Source organism: Geodermatophilus obscurus (assembly GCF_900143215.1).
GTDB lineage: Bacteria > Actinomycetota > Actinomycetes > Mycobacteriales > Geodermatophilaceae > Geodermatophilus > Geodermatophilus obscurus_A.
On the sequence record NZ_FRDM01000002.1, the window covers coordinates 168366 to 187553 of the forward strand.

Genomic DNA, 19188 nt, shown 5'->3' on the forward strand with positions numbered 1-19188 from the left:
TCGCGCGCGTGCGGCGTGCTGGTCGGGACGCTGGTCGGGGGCGGGTCGTGCCGGACCGCGCCAGCATGGGGAGCGGCGGGGGGAGAGCGCAACCCACCTCCCGGCGCGCCGTCCGTGCAAGGGGGCGGTACCCGCGCCGGCGGGTGAGGGCCGCCGCCGGGACCTGGTTGACTGGTTGAACACTGGACCGTCGCCGGGTGGCGGCCCCACACCCCGAGGAGGACCGCCGTGCACGTCGGCGTCGACAGCTTCGTCGCAGCGGTGACCGACCCCTCGACCGAGCGCCTGGTCGGTCCGGAGGAGCGGATGGCGCACCTGCTCGAGGAGATCGCGCTCGCCGACGAGGTGGGGCTGTACTCCTTCGGGATCGGTGAGCACCACCGCCCGGAGTACTACGACTCGGCCCCGCCGGTGATCCTGGGCGCCGCGGCCGCACGCACCTCGCGGATCCGGCTGGGCAGCGCGGTCGCCGTGCTCAGCGCCGCAGACCCGGTCCGCGTCTTCCAGCAGTTCGCCACGCTGGACCTCATCTCACGGGGCCGCGTCGACCTGGTGGTGGGCCGGGGCTCGTTCATCGAGGCGTTCCCGCTGTTCGGCCTGTCGCTGGCCGACTACGACGAGCTGTTCGAGGAGAAGCTCGACCTGCTGCTGCGGCTGCGCGAGTCCGAGGAGGTGACCTGGTCGGGGCGGCACCGTCCCGCGCTCACCGGGCAGGGCGTCTACCCGAGGCCGCTGCAGGACCCGCTGCCGATCTGGGTCGGGGTCGGCGGGACGCCGGAGTCCTTCGTCCGCGCCGGGCTGCTCGGCCTGCCGCTGATGGTGGCTGTCATCGGCGGAGAGCCGCGGCAGTTCGCGCCGCTCGTGGACCTGTACCGCCGGGCCGGGGCGCAGGCCGGCCACGCGGCCGAGCGGCTGCAGGTGGGGCTGCACGTCTTCGGCTACGTCGCCGAGAGCACCCAGGCGGCCGCCGACACCATCTACCCCGGCTGGCACGAGATGTTCACCAAGGTCTCCCGTGAGCGCGGCTTCGCCCAGCCGACGCGGGCTCAGTTCGACGCGACCAGCGGCCCGAACGGCGCCTTCTTCATGGGTGACCCGGACACCGTGGCCGACAAGCTCGTGCGGGTGTCGGAGCAGCTGGGTGGGGTCGACCGCGTCGCGATCCAGATGACCAACCCCCGGCTGGCGCACGCCGACCTGCTGCGTGGCATCGAGCTGCTGGGCACGGAGGTCGCCCCGCGGGTCGCCGGGGCCTGACGGTCACATCCGGCGCCCGGTCGCGAGCAGGACCGGGTCGCCCTGGCCGGCCCAGGTGCCGGTGAGCGTGGCGTCGCCGTCCGCCGGAGCGCCCGGCGTCAGGACGCGGCGGACCACGAGCTCCAGGTCCCCGGCGCGGACCGTGGTCGCGTCGGCGGTGTCGGTGGCGGTGGGCGGGCCGAGGGGCCCGACGCCGGCCGCTGATCCGCTGCCGGTGACGTGCGCGGTGGGGTCGCGGCGCTCGTGCCGATCGCCGACCACGACGAGCTCCTCGGCCTGGGGTGCGCCGCTGAGCACCGCGGCCGCCAGCGCGGCGACGTACACCGGGTCGGCGCAGGCGTCGTAGCACCAGCGCCGGCCGAGCACGGAGTGCTCCGTCGTCCCCACGAGGTGCTCCTCCTGCCCCGGGACGGGCGCGCCGCGGTAGGTCAGGGGCACGTGCAGCAGGGTGTCGCCGGCGCGCAGCACGAACGTCTCGGCGCCGACCTCCCCGGCCGGGTCGTCGAAGCGGTAGGCGGCGACCTGCTCGAGGTCGGTGCCCGCGGCCGCGGCACCCCACGCGCGGCCGGGGACCCAGCCGGCCACCAGCTCGAGTTTCGACGGTCGCAGCGTGGCCCGGTAGATGATCGCCATGCGTCGACGCTAGGCGAGTCGGGCCCGTCCCACCCGACCGGACCCGGCCCTCGCGGCCCGGCCCGGTGTGGTGCGGTGGGGCCGTGGCGCGGGGGACGGCGGTCGGCAGCCTGGCCGCGGTGTTCCTGCTCGGCCTGTCCGCGCTGCGCACCACCCACTCGTCGTTCGAGGCCGTCGGGTGGGGCGCCTGCGTGGGGCTGCTGTGCGCCGTCGCCGTTCTCGGCGCGGTCGCGGGGTGCGTGAGCTGGCCGGCGCGGGCCGGTGTCCCGTCCGCCCGGTAGCTCCGCCCGGCGGGCAGGGGTGGCGTCCGGCGCCGGCCTGTGGGGAGATGCCAGGGCGGGACGGACGACGGGGAGGTGCCGGCATGACCCGAGCGATCGTGGTCGGCGGCGGGGTCGCCGGCCCCGTGGTGGCGATGGCCCTGCAGAAGGCCGGCATCGAGGCCACCGTGCACGAGGCGCACGCCGGTCCCGCGGGCGACGTCGGCGCGTGGCTGGGCCTGCAGGTCAACGGGCTCGACGCGCTCCGGGCGATCGACGCGGAGCACGCGGTCGCCGGCGTGGGCTTCCCGACGCCGGTCATCGAGTTCCGCAGCTGGACCGGCGCGGTGCTGGGCGCACTGTCCACCGCGGGCCCCGGCGGGAGCTCCGGCCTGTCGATGCGGCGCTCCGACCTCTACCGGGCGCTGCACGCCGAGGCCCTGCGCCGCGGTCTGCGGTTCCGCTACGGCTCCCGCCTGGTCGACGTCCGCTGCACCCCCTCCGACGTGACGGCGGTCTTCGCCGACGGCAGCTCCGAGCCGGCGGACCTCCTGATCGGCGCCGACGGCGTCCGCTCGACCGTCCGGGCCCTGGTCGACCCGGGGGCGGCGGCGCCCCGCTTCGTCCCGGTGCTCAACACCGCCGGGTACTCCGAGCACGTCCCGCCCGGCGCCGAGGTCGGTCGGCTGACGATGGTGTTCGGCCGCCGGTCGTTCGCCGGGTACCTCGTGGCGCCGTCCGGCGGGACCTGGTGGTTCGCCAACCCGCCGCTGGACCGCGAGCCGGCGGCCGGCGAGGTGGCGGGCATCCCGGACGCGGAGTGGCGGGCCCGGCTGTCCGACCTGCACCGCGGCGACCGGTCGCCGGTCCTGGCCCTGGTCGAGGCCACACCGGGCCCGCTGCGCGGGTGGACGACCTACGACGTCCCGACCGTGCGCCGGTGGTCCGCCGGGCGCATGGTGCTGATCGGGGACGCCGCGCACGCGACCTCGCCCGCGGCCGGCCAGGGGTCCTCGCTCGCCGTCGAGGACGCCGTCGTCCTGGCCCGCTGCCTGCGCGACCTGCCGCTCCCCGCGGCCCTGGAGGCGTTCGAGGAACTGCGCCGGGAGCGGGCGGAGCGGGTCGTCGCCCAGGGCTTCCGCACCAGCAGCGCCAAGTCGCCACCCGCCGTCGGCCGGGTAGCCCGCGACCTGCTCATGCCGTTCGTGCTGCGCCGCCGGGACCCGAACGCCTGGGTGCGGGCCCACTCCGTCGACTGGGACGCCCCCGCCGTCCCCGCCTGACCCGTTCAGCCGCCGGCGAGCAGCGCGCACACGGCGTCGAGCGGATCGGCGTCGGCCGGCGACCGGTCCGGCCGGTAGCGGACCACCCGGGCGAAGCGCAGGGCGACGCCGCCGGGGTAGCGGGGGCTGCGCTGAGCGCCGTCCAGGGCGACCTCGACGACCAGCTCCGGTCTCAGCAGCACGCCCCACTCGTGCTGCTCGCGGGCCAGCCCGGGGAAGGTCTGCGTCTGCCAGTCGAGCAGCTCGTCGGTCATCCCCTTGAAGGTCTTGCCGACCATGACCGGCTCGCCGCCGTCGGGGTCGCGGGCGCCCAGGTGGATGTTGGACAGCTTGCCGGAGCGCCGCCCGTACCCCCACTCGGCGCCGAGCACGACCAGGTCGAGGGTGTGCACCGGCTTGACCTTCTGCCAGGCCCGCCCGCGCCGGCCGGCGGCGTAGGGCGCGTCGAGCGCCTTGACCACCACGCCCTCGTGTCCGGCGCCCAGCGCGCCGTCGAGCACCTCGGCGGCCTGCTCGGGCGTGGGTCGGCGGACGCCGGGCATCCGCAGCGCCGCGTGTTCCTCGCCGGCCAGCAGCTCCGCCAGCGCATCGAGGCGGGCCGACAGCGGCTCGTCGAGCAGGTCGCGGCCGTCGAGGTGCAGCAGGTCGAAGAAGAACGGGCTGAGCAGGACCGTCTCGTCGGCCCCGTCCTCGAGCTGCTGGCTGCCGAAGCGGCTCATCGTGTCCTGGAAGGCGCGCGGGCGGCCGTCGTCGTCCAGGGCGAGGGTCTCCCCGTCGAGGACGGCGGTGCGGCACGGCAGCGACCGGACCTGCGCGACCAGCTCCGGCACGCCGGCGGTCACCTCGCGCAGGGTGCGGGTCCAGACGCGGACGGCGTCGCCGTCGCGGTGCACCTGGATGCGGGCGCCGTCCAGCTTGCGCTCGACCGTGACGTCGGCGCCGAGGTCGGCCAGCGCGGCGTCCAGCGAGGAGCCGGGGCTGGCCAGCATCGGCCGGACCGGGCGGCCGACCTGCAGGTGCACGGCTTCCAGTGCCGTCGTCCCGCCGTCGAGGGCCGTGGCCGCCGTCGCGGGCAGGCTGCCGGAGAGCATGAACGCCCGGCGCACCGTCGGTGCCGGGACGCCGGCCGCGGTGCCGATCGCGTCGAGGACGACGCCCTCCAGCGCGCCCTGCCGCAGCTCGCCGCTCAGCAGCCGGACGAGGAAGCGCTGCTCGTCGGCGGTGGCGCCGGTGAAGAGCTGCCCGACGACCGCCTCCCGCCGAGCCGCCGACCCGGTGCCGGTCGTGCCGGCCAGCTCGGTGAGCGCGCGGTCGACGTCGGAGACGGTGAGCCGCGGCGACGCGGCCGGGTCGTGCGTGAGGCGGGTCAGGGTCCGCCAGCCGACCCCGAGTCGGCCCTGCCGGGTCTCGCCGGCCAGCCACGCGGTGACCGGCTGCACCTCCTCGCCGCCGGCACGGCGCAGCAGCTCGGCGATGGCCGTGGCCTTGACCGTGCGCGAGCGGGTGGCCGCGACCGCGGCGGAGGCGGCGACGGCGTCGGCGAACAGCACGGCGTCATGGTGGCAGCCGGGGCCGACAGCGCCCGGTCAGCCGCCGAGGTGCGCCTGCTTGGGAGCCAGGCCGCGCAGCGCCTCGGCGGCGACCCGGTCGCGGTCGGCGCCTGCGGCCGCGGTGACCGCGGCGCCGACGAGGCCCTCGACCAGGGGCGCGGGGGAGAGGACCACCCGCTCGCGGACGTCGTCGTCCACCAGCTCCAGGGCGGTCTCGGCGGAGAGCACGGCGCTGCCCAGGTCCATGAGGACGACGACGCCGTCCCCGCTGTCGACCGCGGCGATGGCGTCGGCGATCGCCGTCGCGTCGGTGCCGAGGCCGCCGTCGACGTCCCCGGCCGCCACCCCGACGGCGAGCTCCCGGCCGGGCAGCATGCCGCGGGCCAGCTCGACCGCGGCGTCGGCGAGGGCGCGGCTGTGCGACACGACCACCAGTCCGACCGGCACGGCTCAGCCCCGGCCGGCGAGCGCGGTCGCGGCGGCCTCCACCAGCAGCGCCGCCGAGGCCGCGCCGGGGTCGAGGTGCCCGGCGCTGCGCTCGCCCAGGTAGCTGGCCCGGCCCTTGCGGGCGATCAGCGGCTCGGTCGCGTCCCGCCCCTGCGCGGCCGCCTCGGCGGCGGCGCCCAGTGCCTCGTCCAGCGCCTTCCCGGCGGCCAGCGCCTCGTCGAACGCGTCGCACGCCGGGCCGAGCGCGTCGAGCATCGTCTTGTCCCCGCGCTCGGCCTTGCCGCGTGCGATGACGCCGTCGTACCCGGCGCGCAGCGCGGCCGCGAGGGCGCGGCCGTGGTGGGTGGGGTCGGTGCCGACGTCGAGAGCGCCCGCGGCGCGCAGGAAGAAGGTGCCGTAGAGCGGGCCGCTGGCGCCGCCGACCGTCTTGATCAACGTCGTCGCGACCGTCTTGAGGGCGGCGGCGGGGTCGTCCGGGGGGGTGGCCTCCAGGGCGGCGACGGCGGCGGTCATCCCGCGGTCGAGGTTCGCGCCGTGGTCGGCGTCCCCGATGGCGGAGTCGAGCTGGGTGAGCGTGTCGCGCTGCTCGTGCACCAGCCGGGCGAACTCCCGGACCCACGCGGTCAGCGCGGCGGCGTCGACCACGGTCACGCGCCCCAGCGCAGCGAGGGGGTGCGCACCGGGGCGTCCCACAACCGCAGCAGCTCGTCGTCCGCCCGCAGCAGGGTGACCGAGCAGCCGGCCATGTCCAGGCTGGTCATGTACGACCCGACCAGGTTGCGGGCGATGCCGACCCCGGCCTTCTCCAGGACGGCGACCACCTCGGCGTACATCAGGTAGAGCTCGAGCAGCGGCGTACCGCCCATGCCGTTGACGAAGGCGATCACGCCATCGCCGCCGGTCATGTCCAGGTCGGCGAGGATCGGCTCGACGAGCATCTCGGCGATCTCCCGCGCCGGCGCCACGGGGACGCGGCGGCGGCCCGGCTCGCCGTGGATGCCGATGCCGATCTCCATCTCGTCGTCCGGCAGGTCGAACGTCGGCCGGCCCGCCGCGGGCACCGTGCAGGAGGTCAGTGCCATCCCCATGCTGCGGCCGGTGGCGTTGACCCGCTTCGCGACGTCGGCGACCTCGGCCAGCGGCCGGCCCTCCTCGGCCGCGGCGCCGGCGAGCTTCTCGACGAGGACGGTGACGCCCACGCCGCGCCGCCCGGCCGTGTAGAGGCTGTCCTGGACGGCGACGTCGTCGTCGGTGACGACCGCGATCACCTCGGTGTCGGACTCGGCGGACACCAGCTCCGCGGCCATCTCGAAGTTCATCACGTCGCCGGTGTAGTTCTTCACGACGTGCAGCACCCCGGCGCCGCCGTCGACGCCGCGGGTCGCCGCCACCACCTGGTCGGGGACCGGGGAGGTGAACACCTCCCCGGCGCAGGCCGCGTCGAGCATCCCCATCCCGACGAAGCCGGCGTGCATCGGCTCGTGCCCCGAGCCGCCGCCGGAGACCAGGCCGACCTTGCCCTGCACCGGCGCGTCGGCCCGGAGGACGACGCGGTCCTCGTGGTCGACCCGCAGCTCGGGGTGCGCCGCGGCCAGACCGCGCAACGCCTCGGGGACGACGTCCGCGGGGTCGTTGATGAGCTTCTTCATCGCAGCCTCCTGACCTCGGCGTGCCCGGCGACGGGGTCACGTGGGCAGGAGGCTAGGAGGGTGCACCGACGGGCACAAGCGACCCGGGACCCTGGCCTTCGGGAACGATGGGGAGTCCCTGACCAGCGCACTCGTCCCGCGTCGGTCATCCAGACGGGTGCCAGGCCGCCGGACAGCACCGCAGAGCCGCCGAAGGCCCGGTCGGGCGCGGATGCGCTCGACCGGGCCCTCGGCGCGCGCGACCGCGGCCGACGGCGGAGGTCAGCCGACCGGCGATGGGAGGGCGTGTCGTCCTCGGTCGGGTCCTGGTCGGGATCGTCGTCCGGGAAGTCGAACGGCGGCGTCGGCGGCTGCCCCTCGGCGGACACCGGTACGTCGATCGTCACCTCGCCGGCCTCGGCGAACGTGCAGGTGCCGGTGACGATCCGGTCACGTCCCGCCCGTCCGGGCGTCGCTGCACCACCCGCGGGTACCGCCGGAGCCCCGTCCCGGGAGGAGGCCCGCGTGGACTGGATCGTGCTCGTCGTCCTGCTGGCGCTGGCGGCGGCGCTGGCCGGGCAGGGGGCGCGGCTCGTCGCCCGGGGACGGCCGACGGCCGACGCCGATCCCGAGGCCGGCACCGACCGCGCCGTCCTCTCGCTGCTGCTCGTCGGCGCCGCCCTCGGGATCGGCGCGGCCGGCGCGGCCGTGGCCGCCGCCGGCGCTCCCGGACCGGTGCAGGCGGCCGTGTTCCTCGCCGCGGCGGTCGCGGTCGGCCTGCCCGTGGCCGCCGTCTGGCGGGGCGCCCGCCGCGGCTGACCGCGGCCGGTCAGAACCAGCCGCGCCGGGCGCCGAGCTGCCGGACGGCGGCGTCCAGCTGCGCGGCCACGGTACGGACGTCGGTGTCGGTGTGGCCCAGCCGCAGCCGGCCGCCGACGTCCCGCCCCTCGCTGAGCAGCCCGCCGCGCCGGTCGACCTCCAGGACGACGTCCACCCCCTGCGGGTCGGCGAGGAAGGTGACCTCCAGCTCGTTGACCCGGCCGCGCAGCCCGTACGGCGGGGCGAACTCGACCTCCTGGTAGAAGGGCAGCTCGCCGCCGCGGACACGGCCCTTCTCCACGTCGGCGCCGCGGAAGGCGAAGCCCAGGCTGTCCAACGCCTGCAGCACCGTGCGCTGCACCGGCAGCGGCAGCACGGTCACCGGGTCCAGGTCGCCGGGGTCGACCGAGCCCGCGATGTCCAGCCGGGTGCGCAGGCCGACGCGCATGCCGCGCAGGTGCCAGCCGTCGATCGCGGTGATCGGGCACTGCCACGGCACCGGCAGGCTGAACGGCAGGGCGTGCCGAGCGCCGGGCTCGACCCGCGCGGCCCCGGCGACGGCGACCGTGCCGAAGGTGACCTCTTCGCGCCAGGAGCTGTCGCCGCGCTCCACCTCGACGGTGGCCTGCAGCGCGACGCGGACCTCGGTGACGTCCTGGGGGACCGTGCCGCCGGTGACGTGGACGGTGCCGGTCACCGACCCGCCCGGGGTCGTCTCCGGCCGGTCCAGCACGGTCTCGACGCCGGCGCCGCCGGAGCCCAGGCGCGCCATCATGCCGCGGAGAGCCATCGATCCTCCTGGTCGAGGGAGTGGGGTCGGGACGAGGGATCGTCCCCGCAGCCTGTCACGGCGTCCGGCCACGTGTCACCGCCCCGTGAGCAGGGCACCTGCGTCCCGTGGACCTGCCGACCGGCACGACCGCACTGGTGGACGGAGGCGGTGCCCGGCACGCTCGGAGGACCGCGTGCGACCTGGCGGCCCGCCGGAGCGCCGTCCCGAGGGGAGGCACGTGAGCGAGACCTTCAGCCTGGGCCGGATCGCCGGCATCCGTGTCGGCGTGAACGCCAGCGTCCTGGTGATCGTCCTGATCATCGCCGGGGGACTGGCGTTCGGCCGGTTCCCCCTCGTGCTGCCCGGCCGCGGTGCCGCCGCGTACGCCGCCGCCGGGGTGGCGGCCGCGGTTGCCTTCCTCGCCTCGCTGCTGGCGCACGAACTGGCCCACGCCCTGGTGGCCCGCCGCAACGGGGTCGAGGTGGAGGGCATCACCCTGTGGCTGCTGGGCGGGGTGGCCCGGCTCCGGGGCGGCGCCCGCACGCCCGGAGCGGAGTTCCGCATCGCAGGCGTCGGCCCGCTCACCAGCCTCGTCCTCGGCGTCCTCTTCGCCGCCGGCGCCGTCCTGGTCCGGCTCGCGGGGGCCGACGGGCTGCCGGTGGCGGTCCTCGACTACCTCGCCGGCATCAACGTGGTGCTCGCCGTCTTCAACCTCGTGCCGGCCGCTCCGCTCGACGGCGGGCGGTTGCTGCGGGCCCTGCTCTGGCGCCTCCGCGGTGACGCGTGGTCCTCGGCGGTGACCGCGGCGCGGGCGGGCCGGGTCTTCGGCTTCGCCCTGATCGCCCTGGGCTTCCTGCAGCTGGTCACCGGACGGGGTCTCGGCGGGCTGTGGCTCGTGCTGGTCGGGCTGTTCCTGGTGAACGCGGCCACGGCCGAGGAGCAGCACGCGCAGGTGTCCGGCCGACTGGGTGGACTGACCGTCGGCGCGGTCATGAGCGGCCCCGTGCTGGTCGCCGACCCGGACCTGACCGTCGAGCGGTTCCTGCACGAGGTGGCCCTGGTGCAGCGCTTCAGCACCTATCCGCTCGTCGAACCCTCGGGTGCACTCGTCGGCCTGGTGACGCTCAACCGGCTGCGCTCGGTGCCGCCCGCGGCCCGGGCCACGACACGGCTGCGGGACGTCGCCTGCCCGCGGGCGGAGATCCCGGTCGCCCGGCCCGGTGAGCCGCTGACCGAGCTGCTGCCGCGGATGGCGGGGTGCAGCGACGGCCGCGCGGTCGTCCTCGACGGAAGCCGGGTCGTCGGCGTGGTCTCACCGAGCGACGTCGCCCGGACCCTCCAGCTGGCCGACCTGGCCGCCTTCGACCGGTACCCGTCGGCGGGCGGCGGAGCCGACGTCGCCCGCGTACCGGACACCGGCCGCCCCTGACGCCCCCGCCGTCCGGAGGCGGTCAGGCGCCGCCGGCGAAGCGGCGCTCGGCGCGGGCCGCCAGCACCGGGTAGAGCCGCGGCGCCAGCCGGACCAGCAGGTCGACGACCTTGGCGTCGTTGCCGACGAGGATGCGCGGCCGACCTGCCTCCACCCCGTCGACGACGATCCGCGCGGCCCGCTCCGGCGGCATCCTCAGCAGCTTCTCGGTGTAGGCCCGGTGGCGGGCCTCGTCGGCCGCGGTGACCTCCTGGCCCTGGGCCTTCGCGTGCTCGAACGCGGCGGTGGCGATGTTGGTCCGCACCCCGCCGGGGTGGACCACGCTGACCTGCACCGGGTGCCCGGCGGCCAGCAGCTCCGCGCGCAGGCTCTCGGTGAAGCCGCGGACGCCGAACTTGCTGGTGCAGTAGGCCGTCATGCGGCCCTGGCCCATGATCCCGTTGAGGCTGGAGACGTTGACGACGTGCCCGTCGCCGGAGGCGATCAGGTGCGGCAGGAACGCCTTGGTGCCGTGGAGCACGCCGAACAGGTTGATCGACAGGACCCGGTCGTAGTCCGCCCAGCTGCTGTCGAGCACGGTGCTGGCGCCGGCGACCCCGGCGTTGTTGTAGACCTGGTGGACGACGCCGAAGTGCTCCGCCACCGCGCTCGCGTACGCCTCGACGGCCGCACGGTCGCTGACGTCGAGCCGGGCGGTGTGCGCTTGCGCGCCCAGCGCCCCGGCGCGGTCGGCGGTCTCGCCCAGGCCCAGCTCGTCGACGTCGGACAGCGCCAGCCGGGCGCCACGCCTCGCCAGCTCGAGGGCCAGCTGCCGGCCGATGCCGGAGCCGGCGCCGGTGACGACGGCGACCTTGCCGCGCACGCTGCTCATCGGGTTCCTCCTGCGGTGGTCTGGACGAGGTCGGTGGTGAGCGCGACGAGCCGGTCGACGACGCCGGGAGCGAGGTGGTGACAGCAGCGGCGTCCCGTCGTCCGGCCCGTCGATGCGGTAGCAGATCCGCGGGCCGGCCGGGAGGTCGACGAAGCGGTCGGTGTCCGCCGCCGTGGCCGTCACGCGCCCAGCGCCACGCGGTCGGCCGCGCGGAACAGCTGCAGCTCGGGGTCGGTGACGCTGTCGGCGCGCAGCAGCTTGACGTCGGTGGAGTAGCTCATCGAGGTCAGCCACGGCATCCGGTCGCCCTGGCGGGGGAGCTGGTCGACGGCGCGCTGGATGTAGCCCGCGGCGAAGTCGAGGAAGGGCCGGGTCGGCATGTCCGGGTCGCTGGGCTCGGCCCGGGCGACGTCCTGGCCGGAAGCGTCCATGTGCGCCAGCAGCCGGCAGAAGTGCTCGCAGAGCAGGCCGATCTTCAGCGTCCAGGACGAGTTCGTGTAGCCGATGGCCAGCACGAAGTTGGGGACGCCGGACAGCATCATCCCCTTGTAGGTCACCGTGTCGGGCAGGTGCACCGGCTCGCCGTCGACGGTCAGCTGCATGCCGCCGATCGCCTGCACGTTGAGCCCGGTGGCGGTGACGATGACGTCGGCCTGCAGCTCGCGGCCGGACGCCAGCCGCACCCCGTCCTCGGTGAAGGTCTCGATCCGGTCGGTGACGACGTCGGCCGTCCCGTTCCGGATGGCGCGGAACAGGTCACCGTCGGGGACGGCGCACAGCCGCTGGGCCCACGGGTCGTACGGGGGGTTGAAGTGCTCGTCGACCGGATAGCCCGCGGGCAGTTGCTTGGTGTTGACCCAGCGGATCAGCTTCCGGGCCGCCTTCGGGTACCTCTGGCAGAACTTCCAGATGCCGATGCCGCGGGCGATGTTCTTGCGCCGCGTCAGCGCGAACGCGCGCTCGTCGCCGAGCAGCGCGCGCAGCCGGTCGGCGAGGGCGTCGTTGCGCGGCACGGGCATCACGTAGGACGGCGTGCGCTGCAGCATCGTCACGTGCCCGGCGGTTCCGGCCATCGCCGGCACCAGGGTGACCGCGGTGGCGCCGCTGCCGATCACCAGCACCCGCTTGCCGGTGTAGTCGAGGTCCTCGGGCCAGGCCTGCGGGTGCACGATCGGGCCGCGGAAGCGCTCCCGGCCGGCGAAGACCGGCGTGAAGCCCTCGTCGTAGCGGTAGTAGCCGCCGGCGCAGAACAGCCAGCCGGCGCTCAGCTGCAGCCGCTCGCCGGTGTCGGTGCGCTCGACGTCGACGGTCCAGCGGGCGTCGGCGGTCGACCACGAGGCCGCCAGCACCCGGTGGGAGTACCGGATGGAGGCGTCCAGGCCGTTCTCGGTGATCGTCTCGCGCAGGTAGGCGAGGATCCGCGGTGCGTCGGCGATCGACTGCTCGTCCCGCCAGGGCTTGAACTCGTAGCCGAACGTGTGCAGGTCGGAGTCCGACCGGATGCCGGGGTAGCGGAACAGGTCCCAGGTGCCGCCGGAGGCCTCACGGGCCTCGAGGATCGCGAAGCTCTTCGCCGGCAGCTCCGTCTTCAGGTACCGCCCGGCCCCGATGCCGGAGATCCCGGCCCCGACGACGAGGACGTCGAGGTGCTCGGCCGGCGACTGCGGAGTGGTCACCCCTCCGACTCTCCGTGGTCCCCGGCGCTTCGCGCCACCGCACGGTGCACCACGATGCTCGCCAGGTGGTGCAGAGTGCTGCGGAACTGCGGTGGCCGGACGTCTCCCCGCGCGTGCGGGAGCTGTTCCGGCGCGGCGCGGAGGTGGCGCTCGACCCGGAGGACGAGTGGGCCGCCGTCACCCTGCTGCTGGAGGGCGCTCCCATCAGCCCGGCCCGCGCCGAGGCACAGCTCGGCTACGGTCTCGCCGGCCCGCACACCGCCGTGGTCGTGGAGAGCGGGTCGGGGACGGCCTCCGAGCAGCTGGAGGCCGCCGCGGAGGCCGTCGTCCGGGCGAGCGGTGCCGCGCACCGCCTGACCGTCGTCGCCGGCGCCGCCGCGCTGTGGGTCTGGCTGCCGGTGGCGACCGCGCCGAACGCGGGCCGGCTGGCCGGCGAGCTGGCCGCGCACCCCGACGTCCGGGTGGCGTCGGCCGCCCCGGCCGGGACGTCGACGGCTGCCGCCGCAGCCACCTCGACGCCGCCACCACCCAGCGGATGGTCGCCCGGCTGGAAGAGGACCCCACCGCCCCCCGCCACGCGCCCGCCGCGAGCGTGCGGGCGGTGGGGGCAGCGGGGTCCTCTGACTAGCCCAGCGAGGCGGTCAGGGTGATCGCGTCCGCCGTGACGGTGGTGCACTCGAGGGTCAGCGGGCCGGCCGAGACGCTCTCCCCCGAACTGCAGGACACCTCGCGGTCGCCCACCCGGACGGTCGCCCGGCCGTCCTGGACGGTGCCCAGCGAGACCTGCGTCCCGAGGACGTCCGCCTGCGCGCCGTCGCCGGTGAGGGTGAGCGAGCAGGAGGTGCCGGTGCAGTCCACGCCGGCGTCCGCGCCGGTGGGGTCGGAGGCGGCGGTGTCCTCCGGCGCGGTGGTGTCCGTCGTCCCGGTGTCCCCGGCGGGGGCCGACGTGTCCGTGGTGGCGGTCCCGGAGGTGGTGGTGTCCTCGCTGCAGGCCGCCAGCGGCACCAGCAGCAGGGCGCCGGCGAGCATCCCGGAGGCGAGCCGGCGGTGGTGGATCGTGCTCGTGTCCATGTCCCGACGGTAGGGAGTGCGGCCGTGACCTTCGCGGCGAACGGGAGTTCCGTCACACTCCCGTGACCCGCGGCGCCGCACCCGCGTCAGGAGCCCAGGACGACGCCGCTGCCGGAGACCCGGATCGACAGTCCGTCCGGCTGCACCGCGACGTCGACGTCCCCCTCCTCGAACAGCAGGGGGTCCAGGGGTACCGGAAAGGTGAACCGCTGCCGGAGCAGCAGCTCCTCGAGCCCGTCGAGCGCGGGCGGAGCGTCCAGCTGCGTGGGCCGCACGAGCAGCGCGCCGGCCTCCGGTGCGACCTCGGCGAGGGCGGAGACCTCCCGGACCCCACCGGAGGTGTCGACGGTCCCGGTGAGCCGCAGCTGCTCCTCGCCGGCCGGCTCGGCCTCCAGCCGGCGACTGGTGAAGCGCAGGTAGCGGTCCAGGTCGTCGTGGGTCAGCAGGGCCCGCTCGACGGACCGCCCGACGAACACCTCGTCGGTGTTGCCGTCGAGCAGGTCGTGGAAGGAGAGGTACACACCACTCAGCTCGGCCTCGACGGCCCGCAGCCGCACGGGACCGGCGGACACGGTGCCGCTGTCGACCTCGACGTCGTCGTAGCGACCGCGCAGGGCCTGGAGCAGGACCGGGCTGCCGTGCACCAGCACGGTGGGGCGTTCGAGGATGCCGGTCTGCTCCTGCACGGCGCGGGCCAGCACGGACTCCGCACCGGCGCGGGCCAGCCACTCGGCCGCCCACAGCAGCAGCGCGGTCCCCAGGACGACGGTCAGCGCGAGCGCGACGGTGGCGCGCCGGCCGTGGACCGGGGGCGCCGGGCCCGTGCTCACCTCGGCCCGCCGCCCACCGCCGCCTGCACCGCGCCCTCGCGCAACCGCTCGGCCTCCTGCTCGAGCAACCCGGACTGCTCCTCGGCGCCGGTGCGGGCGGCGGTGGTGCGGATCCGGCCGCCCGGCCAGCCCCCGGCGCGACCGAGGAGGGTCAGCGCGGCCGGGGTGAGCACCGGCCGGGTGAGGAAGGTGTCGATGAGCAGCCCGACCGCCATCGTGAACGCGATCTGGCGGAAGGTGGACAGCGGGATGATGGCGACCATGGCGAACGTGGCCGCCAGGATCAGGCCGGCGGCGCTGACCGCCCGCGCGGTGGCGGGCAGGGCGACGGCGATCGCCTGGGCGAGCGGGCGCCGGGCGGCCTGCTCCCAGATCGCCCCGACGACGAACACGAGGTAGTCCGAGCCGAGCGCGAGCAGCAGCACGGCGGTGGCGAAGGGGACGTAGAAGGTGAGGCCCGGCTCCCCGAGCAGGACCTGGAACACCAGGACGGTCAGGCCGAGGGCGGTGGCCACGCCGAGGGCGCTCAGCAGGAGCAGCACCAGCGGCGCCAGGATCGCGCGCAGGAACAGCGCGAGGATGACCAGCTCGACCAGGAGCACGGCGATCACCACGCGCCCGAGCTCGGCGCGGGTGATGGCGGCCAGCTCGGCGGCGACGGCGGTCTGGCCGGTCACCCCCACGGTGACGTCCTCGACGCCGGCCTCGGCGACCAGCGTGTCGACGCGGTCCTGCAGCTGCCGCAGGTCGGCGATCGCCGGAGCCGCCAGCGGGTCGCTGTCGAACACCACGATGAACCGCGCGGCGTCCCCGTCCGTCGAGAAGACGATGCCGTACTCCTCGGGCAGCGGGTTCTGCGCCGGCCCCAGCACCTCGGCGACCCCGGGCAGGGCGGCGAGCTCCTCCTGGAAGCGGGTGAGGGCCTCCCGCTGCGCGGAGACCCCCTCGCCCTCCAGGATCACCTCGGTCGGTGCGGTCACCCCGCGCACGCCGGTGTCCTCGAGCACCTGGGCGCCGACCCGCACGGGGTCGTCGTCGGGCAGGGCGGTGGTGAACGACACGCCCAGCTGCATGTCCGACAGCGGCAGCGCGCCCGGGACGAGCACGCCGACGCCCAGGAGCAGCCCGGCCAGCGCCCCCCGCCGGCCGGAGAGAGCCCGGGCGAGCCACCGCGTGGCCGGCCCGGCGCTGCGGTCCAGCGTCCGGCCGCCGGCCCGGGACGGGGCGAACAGCCGGGCGCCCAGGACCGCCAGCACGGCCGGGACCAGGGTGAGCGACACGACCAGGCCCACCACCACGGTGAGGGCCAGTGCCGGCCCGAACGCGCGGAACAGGGCGAAGTCGGCGACCAGCAGCGCCGCCGTCCCGGCCGCGACGGTCACCCCGGCGACCGCCACGATCGGGCCCTCGGTGAGGACGACGCGGCGGGCCGCCTCGTGCCGGTCCACCCCGCGGTCCAGCTGCCGGCGGAAGCCCGAGCAGAACAGCACGCAGTAGTCGGTGACGACCCCGATGAGCAGGGCCGCCGTCAGCGGCCGGAGCTCGTCGGGGAGGGCGAAACCCAGCGCGGAGGCGGCGGCGCCCAACACGCGCACCGCGACCACGTAACCCAGCCCCGCCACGAACAGCACGACGACGGGCGCCACGAGGGAGCGGAAGGTGAGCGCCACGACGATGGCGATCAGCACCAGCGTCGCCAGCTCGAACACGAGCAGCCGGGACGAGAGGTACTCGGCCTGGGCGACCCGGGCCGGGGTGAACCCGGTGACGTAGGTCCGCACCGAGGGGTCGATGTCGAAGTGGTTGGCGTACTGGCGGGCCAGCGCCGTCGCCTCGGCCAGCGAGGTCCCGCCGGACACGTACAGGTAGGTCACGGCGGTCTCGGGGTCGGAGGTGGGGATCGGCACCGCCGCGACGACCTGCTCGCCACTGGGCGGCGCGGTGCCCTCGAGCTGGGCTTGCACGTGGGCCAGTGCCCAGAGGGCGACGTCGGCGCGGGTGAGGGGGTCCAGGCCCGCGGGGTCGTGCACGACGACGGAGGTCTCGGAGAGGACCGGCACCCGGAACAGCTCCAGGCTGCGCTCCTGCACGGCCACCGCCTCGCTGCCCGGGGGCAGCAGGCCGCCGACGTCGGCGGTGCTGCCGCCACCGCCTCCGGGGGAGGGCACGACGACCGCAGCCACGGCGAGGGCGATCCACCCGGCGAGGACGAACCACCGCCCGGTCACCACGAGGGTCCGGATCGCGCGACCCACCGCGCGGAGCACGGCCGCGGGGACGGCGACCAGCGACCTCACCCAGTGCCGTGAGGACAAGGCGGCCTCCCGCCGGGCCCGTTCTCGTGCGTACCGCTGTCTGCGGAGGGTACGTCCGAGCCCGCCTGACCGCCGGGTGAGAGGACGACCGATGGCGCAGCCCGCCCCACCCGGCCAGGAGGAGCGGTCGGACGGCCCGCAGGACCGTGGCTGGACCCGCTGGCTGGCCGCGGGGACATTCGTCCTCGGCCTGGTCGCCGGGGCGTTGCTCGTCGGGCTGCTCGGTCAGGCCCCGCCCGTGCCGAGGTCCGCGCAGGAGGCGGCGTCCGCGCCGGCTGCCGGGCCGACGGGCACGGCCGGGCCGGGTGACCCGGTCGGGATCGACCCGGCCTGCCTGCGGGCGCTCAACGCCGCGCAGGACATCGCGGCGACCGCCGACGACCTGGGGGCCGCTGCGGCGGCCCTGGACGCGGCTCAGCTCGACGAGGTGGTCCGCCGGCTCCAGCCGCTGCAGGCGCGGCTCGGCGCGAGCCGCGCCGCCTGCGAGGCGTCCGGGTCGCTGTCCACCGAGGGGGCAGAGCCGACCGAGGGGGCAGAGCCGACCGAGGGGGCCGAGCCGACCGAGGGGGCCGAGCCGACCGAGGGGGCCGAGCCGACCGAGGGGGCCGAGCCGCCCCCTCCGGCGTCACCGACGGGCTGAGGACCTCCGGGCCGGGGAACCGGCCCCGCTGCCGAGCCTGCGAGCCGTGGGGGAGCGCGGGCCTTCGTCAGCGGACCCGGAGCAGCACCTTGCCGGTGGCGCGGCGCTCGTCGAGCTCGGTGACCGCCGCCGCGGCGTCGGCCAGGTCGTGCACGGTGCCGAGGACCGGGTCGAGGGCGCCGCGCTCGAGCAGCGGCTGCAGGTCGCGCCACTGCTCCTGCACGTAGCCGGGCTCGCCCGTCCAGAACGCGCCCCACCCGACCCCGACGACCGACACGTTGTTCAGCAGCAGCCGGTTGACCTTCACCGTGGGGATCTCCCCGCCGGTGAAGCCCAGCACCAGCAGCCGGCCCTCCCGCGCCAGGCTGCGCAGCGAGTCGGTGAACCGGTCGCCGCCCACCGGGTCGGCGACGACGTCGACGCCGCGGCCGCCGGTGAGCTCCTTGACCCGGTCGCGGAAGCCGTCGGCGAGCACGACCTCGTCGGCGCCGGCGGCCCGCGCGGCCCCGCCCTTGGCCTCGCTGGACACCACCGCGAGCACGCGCGCGCCGTACGCCTTGGCCAGCTGGATGCCCGCCGTCCCCAGGCCGCCGGCGGCGCCGTGCACCAGCACCGTCTCGCCCTCGCGCAGCCGACCGCGGCGGCGGAGCGCGAAGTGCATGGTCAGGTAGTTCATCGGCAGCGCCGCGCCCTGCTCGAAGGTCACGCCGTCGGGCAGCGGGAAGACGAAGCCCGGGTCGGCCGCGGCCACCTCGGCGAAGCCGCCGAAGCCGGGGAAGGCCGCCACCCGCTGGCCGGGCTGCAGGCCGCTGCCCGCGGGGGCGCTGCGCACCGTCCCGGCCACCTCGCTGCCGGGCACGAACGGCAGCGGCGGCTTGATCTGGTACTCCCCGCGGCTGAGCAGCACCTCGGGGAACGTCACGCCCGCGACGTGCACGTCGATCAGCACCCGGCCGTCCGAGTCGGGCTCGGGGACGTCGACGACCGCGATGGCCGAGGGGCCGCCGAGGGTGACGATCTGGGCTGCGCGCACGGGTCCTCCTGCACGGTGGGCTACGGGACCGCGAGCTTGTCAGAGCGGGGGACCGGCGTCGCAGCGAGGGCGGGGGAGCGGGTGACCGAACCGCGGCTCCACGGGGCGTGACGCCGCCCTCGGCGGAGGTGCGGGCTACCCGCCGACCAGCCGCCGCAGCCGGCGGGCCGGCGCCTGGACGGCCCGCAGGGCCAGTCGCACCGGCAGGGTCGCGAGGGTGGAGCCCACCCGCACGCCCAGGCGCCACAGGTCGGCGTAGTCCGGCGGCCGGGGCGCGGTCGGCATGGGATCGGCCGGGGGTGGTGTGGCGGGCACGATCAGGTCGACCGTCGTCCGGCGGCGGGTGCTGCGCAGCGACTCGAACGACGGGATGCGAGGCGCATCGGGCGACTCCTCCTCGTCCGCTCCGGGCTCCGCCAGGGAGGACTGCGCGCGGTCGGGGCGCGGCTGGGCCGCTCTCATGCGGCCGGGCGGCTCCGGGACGACGCGGCGGATGGCGGCGATGCTGCCCGGGCCCAGCCCGTTGACCGCGATGAGCTCCGCCCGGGTGAGGGTGGCGAGCTGCGCGGTCGTGGTGATCCCGGCCCGGGCCAGCGCGGTCACCGCTCGCGTGGGCAGGCCCAGGTCGCTGACGGTCTCCCCGGGCGTGCTCCCCGGTGACGTGGTCGGCATGG

Annotated in this window: 20 protein-coding genes; 7 read left to right on the forward strand and 13 right to left on the reverse strand. The window is 76.2% G+C overall.

The annotated features are described in order from the left end of the window. The first annotated feature begins 228 nt into the window (after window positions 1-228). A complete protein-coding gene (locus BUB17_RS03170) occupies window positions 229-1257 on the forward strand; it encodes an Atu2307/SP_0267 family LLM class monooxygenase (protein WP_072913164.1) in 1029 nt (342 codons plus the stop codon). Between the two features lie 3 nt (window positions 1258-1260). On the opposite strand, the gene BUB17_RS03175 is transcribed toward BUB17_RS03170, so the two are convergent. Beyond that, window positions 1261-1890 carry a CG0192-related protein gene (locus tag BUB17_RS03175; protein WP_072913167.1) on the reverse strand — a complete coding sequence of 210 codons (630 nt, stop codon included), beginning with the start codon at window positions 1888-1890 and terminating at the stop codon, window positions 1261-1263. 83 nt (window positions 1891-1973) lie between these two features. On the opposite strand from BUB17_RS03175, the gene BUB17_RS03180 reads away from it, so the two are divergent. Together BUB17_RS03180 and BUB17_RS03185 are read left to right on the forward strand one after the other, a co-directional pair. Then, window positions 1974-2171, forward strand: coding sequence for a hypothetical protein (locus BUB17_RS03180; protein ID WP_072913170.1), 198 nt, complete (start codon window positions 1974-1976; stop codon window positions 2169-2171). Between the two features lie 83 nt (window positions 2172-2254). Then, complete coding sequence (locus tag BUB17_RS03185) at window positions 2255-3433, forward strand: FAD-dependent oxidoreductase (RefSeq protein WP_072913174.1); 1179 nt, start codon at window positions 2255-2257, stop codon at window positions 3431-3433. Window positions 3434-3438: 5 nt separating this feature from the next. Here the strand turns inward: BUB17_RS03185 and BUB17_RS03190 are convergent, their stop codons facing one another. Genes BUB17_RS03190 through dhaK form a run of 4 tightly spaced genes read right to left on the reverse strand, consistent with a single transcriptional unit; the run spans window position 3439 to window position 7079 of the window. Then, window positions 3439-4983 carry an ATP-dependent DNA ligase gene (locus tag BUB17_RS03190; RefSeq protein WP_072913177.1) on the reverse strand — a complete coding sequence of 515 codons (1545 nt, stop codon included), beginning with the start codon at window positions 4981-4983 and terminating at the stop codon, window positions 3439-3441. Between the two features lie 36 nt (window positions 4984-5019). Continuing rightward, window positions 5020-5430, reverse strand: a complete 411-nt coding sequence (gene dhaM / locus BUB17_RS03195; RefSeq protein WP_012948457.1) for a dihydroxyacetone kinase phosphoryl donor subunit DhaM — start codon at window positions 5428-5430, stop codon at window positions 5020-5022. Between the two features lie 3 nt (window positions 5431-5433). Continuing rightward, window positions 5434-6081: a dihydroxyacetone kinase subunit DhaL gene (gene dhaL / locus BUB17_RS03200; RefSeq protein WP_141242883.1), complete on the reverse strand. Its 648-nt coding sequence runs from the start codon at window positions 6079-6081 to the stop codon at window positions 5434-5436. Beyond that, window positions 6078-7079 (reverse strand): dihydroxyacetone kinase subunit DhaK, encoded by a 1002-nt coding sequence (dhaK, locus tag BUB17_RS03205; protein ID WP_072913180.1) that lies wholly within the window; start codon window positions 7077-7079, stop codon window positions 6078-6080. The genes dhaL and dhaK overlap by 4 nt, the downstream gene beginning before the upstream one ends. Before the next feature lie 504 nt (window positions 7080-7583). On the opposite strand from dhaK, the gene BUB17_RS25915 reads away from it, so the two are divergent. Continuing rightward, on the forward strand, window positions 7584-7877 hold the full coding sequence (locus BUB17_RS25915; protein ID WP_141242884.1) for a hypothetical protein: 294 nt from the start codon (window positions 7584-7586) through the stop codon (window positions 7875-7877). 10 nt (window positions 7878-7887) lie between these two features. On the opposite strand, the gene BUB17_RS03215 is transcribed toward BUB17_RS25915, so the two are convergent. Next, complete coding sequence (locus tag BUB17_RS03215) at window positions 7888-8667, reverse strand: sporulation protein (protein ID WP_072913186.1); 780 nt, start codon at window positions 8665-8667, stop codon at window positions 7888-7890. Window positions 8668-8887: 220 nt separating this feature from the next. On the opposite strand from BUB17_RS03215, the gene BUB17_RS03220 reads away from it, so the two are divergent. Beyond that, window positions 8888-10078: a site-2 protease family protein gene (locus BUB17_RS03220; RefSeq protein ID WP_072913189.1), complete on the forward strand. Its 1191-nt coding sequence runs from the start codon at window positions 8888-8890 to the stop codon at window positions 10076-10078. Between the two features lie 22 nt (window positions 10079-10100). On the opposite strand, the gene BUB17_RS03225 is transcribed toward BUB17_RS03220, so the two are convergent. Both BUB17_RS03225 and BUB17_RS03230 read right to left on the reverse strand, forming a co-directional pair. After that, a complete protein-coding gene (locus BUB17_RS03225; protein WP_072913724.1) occupies window positions 10101-10949 on the reverse strand; it encodes an SDR family NAD(P)-dependent oxidoreductase in 849 nt (282 codons plus the stop codon). A 179-nt stretch (window positions 10950-11128) separates the two neighbouring features. Then, on the reverse strand, window positions 11129-12625 hold the full coding sequence (locus BUB17_RS03230) for a flavin-containing monooxygenase (protein ID WP_072913192.1): 1497 nt from the start codon (window positions 12623-12625) through the stop codon (window positions 11129-11131). 65 nt (window positions 12626-12690) lie between these two features. Between BUB17_RS03230 and BUB17_RS03235 the strand changes: the two genes are divergently transcribed. Then, window positions 12691-13275 (forward strand): hypothetical protein, encoded by a 585-nt coding sequence (locus BUB17_RS03235; protein WP_244276863.1) that lies wholly within the window; start codon window positions 12691-12693, stop codon window positions 13273-13275. Here the strand turns inward: BUB17_RS03235 and BUB17_RS03240 are convergent. The 3 genes from BUB17_RS03240 to BUB17_RS03250 all read right to left on the reverse strand — a co-directional run bounded on the left by BUB17_RS03240 (window position 13250) and on the right by BUB17_RS03250 (window position 16841). Next, window positions 13250-13696, reverse strand: coding sequence for a hypothetical protein (locus BUB17_RS03240; RefSeq protein ID WP_072913195.1), 447 nt, complete (start codon window positions 13694-13696; stop codon window positions 13250-13252). The genes BUB17_RS03235 and BUB17_RS03240 overlap by 26 nt on opposite strands. A gap of 86 nt (window positions 13697-13782) precedes the next feature. Next, window positions 13783-14526 carry an LmeA family phospholipid-binding protein gene (locus tag BUB17_RS03245; protein ID WP_072913197.1) on the reverse strand — a complete coding sequence of 248 codons (744 nt, stop codon included), beginning with the start codon at window positions 14524-14526 and terminating at the stop codon, window positions 13783-13785. After that, window positions 14523-16841, reverse strand: coding sequence for an MMPL family transporter (locus tag BUB17_RS03250; RefSeq protein WP_072913200.1), 2319 nt, complete (start codon window positions 16839-16841; stop codon window positions 14523-14525). The genes BUB17_RS03245 and BUB17_RS03250 overlap by 4 nt, the downstream gene beginning before the upstream one ends. Before the next feature lie 91 nt (window positions 16842-16932). Between BUB17_RS03250 and BUB17_RS26570 the strand changes: the two genes are divergently transcribed. Further along, entirely contained in the window at window positions 16933-17481 is a 549-nt protein-coding gene (locus BUB17_RS26570) for a hypothetical protein (protein WP_072913203.1), read from the forward strand. Between the two features lie 67 nt (window positions 17482-17548). On the opposite strand, the gene BUB17_RS03260 is transcribed toward BUB17_RS26570, so the two are convergent. Then, the gene (locus BUB17_RS03260) at window positions 17549-18514 is read right to left on the reverse strand and encodes an NADPH:quinone oxidoreductase family protein (RefSeq protein WP_072913207.1); all 966 of its coding nucleotides are present in this window, start codon (window positions 18512-18514) and stop codon (window positions 17549-17551) included. A 135-nt stretch (window positions 18515-18649) separates the two neighbouring features. Continuing rightward, a complete protein-coding gene (locus BUB17_RS03265; RefSeq protein WP_072913209.1) occupies window positions 18650-19186 on the reverse strand; it encodes a DNA-directed RNA polymerase subunit alpha C-terminal domain-containing protein in 537 nt (178 codons plus the stop codon). Between the last annotated feature and the right edge of the window lie 2 nt (window positions 19187-19188).

Excerpts from the sequence above, each read along its gene's own strand:
- BUB17_RS03175 (WP_072913167.1), bottom strand. The coding sequence starts at position 1,890 with ATGGCGATCATCTACCGGGCCACGCTGCGACCGTCGAAACTCGAGCTG.
- BUB17_RS03185 (WP_072913174.1), top strand. The coding sequence starts at position 2,255 with ATGACCCGAGCGATCGTGGTCGGCGGCGGGGTCGCCGGCCCCGTGGTG.
- BUB17_RS03265 (WP_072913209.1), bottom strand. The coding sequence starts at position 19,186 with ATGCCGACCACGTCACCGGGGAGCACGCCCGGGGAGACCGTCAGCGAC.
- dhaK (WP_072913180.1), bottom strand. The coding sequence starts at position 7,079 with ATGAAGAAGCTCATCAACGACCCCGCGGACGTCGTCCCCGAGGCGTTG.
- BUB17_RS03225 (WP_072913724.1), bottom strand. The coding sequence starts at position 10,949 with ATGAGCAGCGTGCGCGGCAAGGTCGCCGTCGTCACCGGCGCCGGCTCC.
- BUB17_RS26570 (WP_072913203.1), top strand. The coding sequence starts at position 16,933 with ATGGCGCAGCCCGCCCCACCCGGCCAGGAGGAGCGGTCGGACGGCCCG.
- BUB17_RS03215 (WP_072913186.1), bottom strand. The coding sequence starts at position 8,667 with ATGGCTCTCCGCGGCATGATGGCGCGCCTGGGCTCCGGCGGCGCCGGC.
- BUB17_RS03240 (WP_072913195.1), bottom strand. The coding sequence starts at position 13,696 with ATGGACACGAGCACGATCCACCACCGCCGGCTCGCCTCCGGGATGCTC.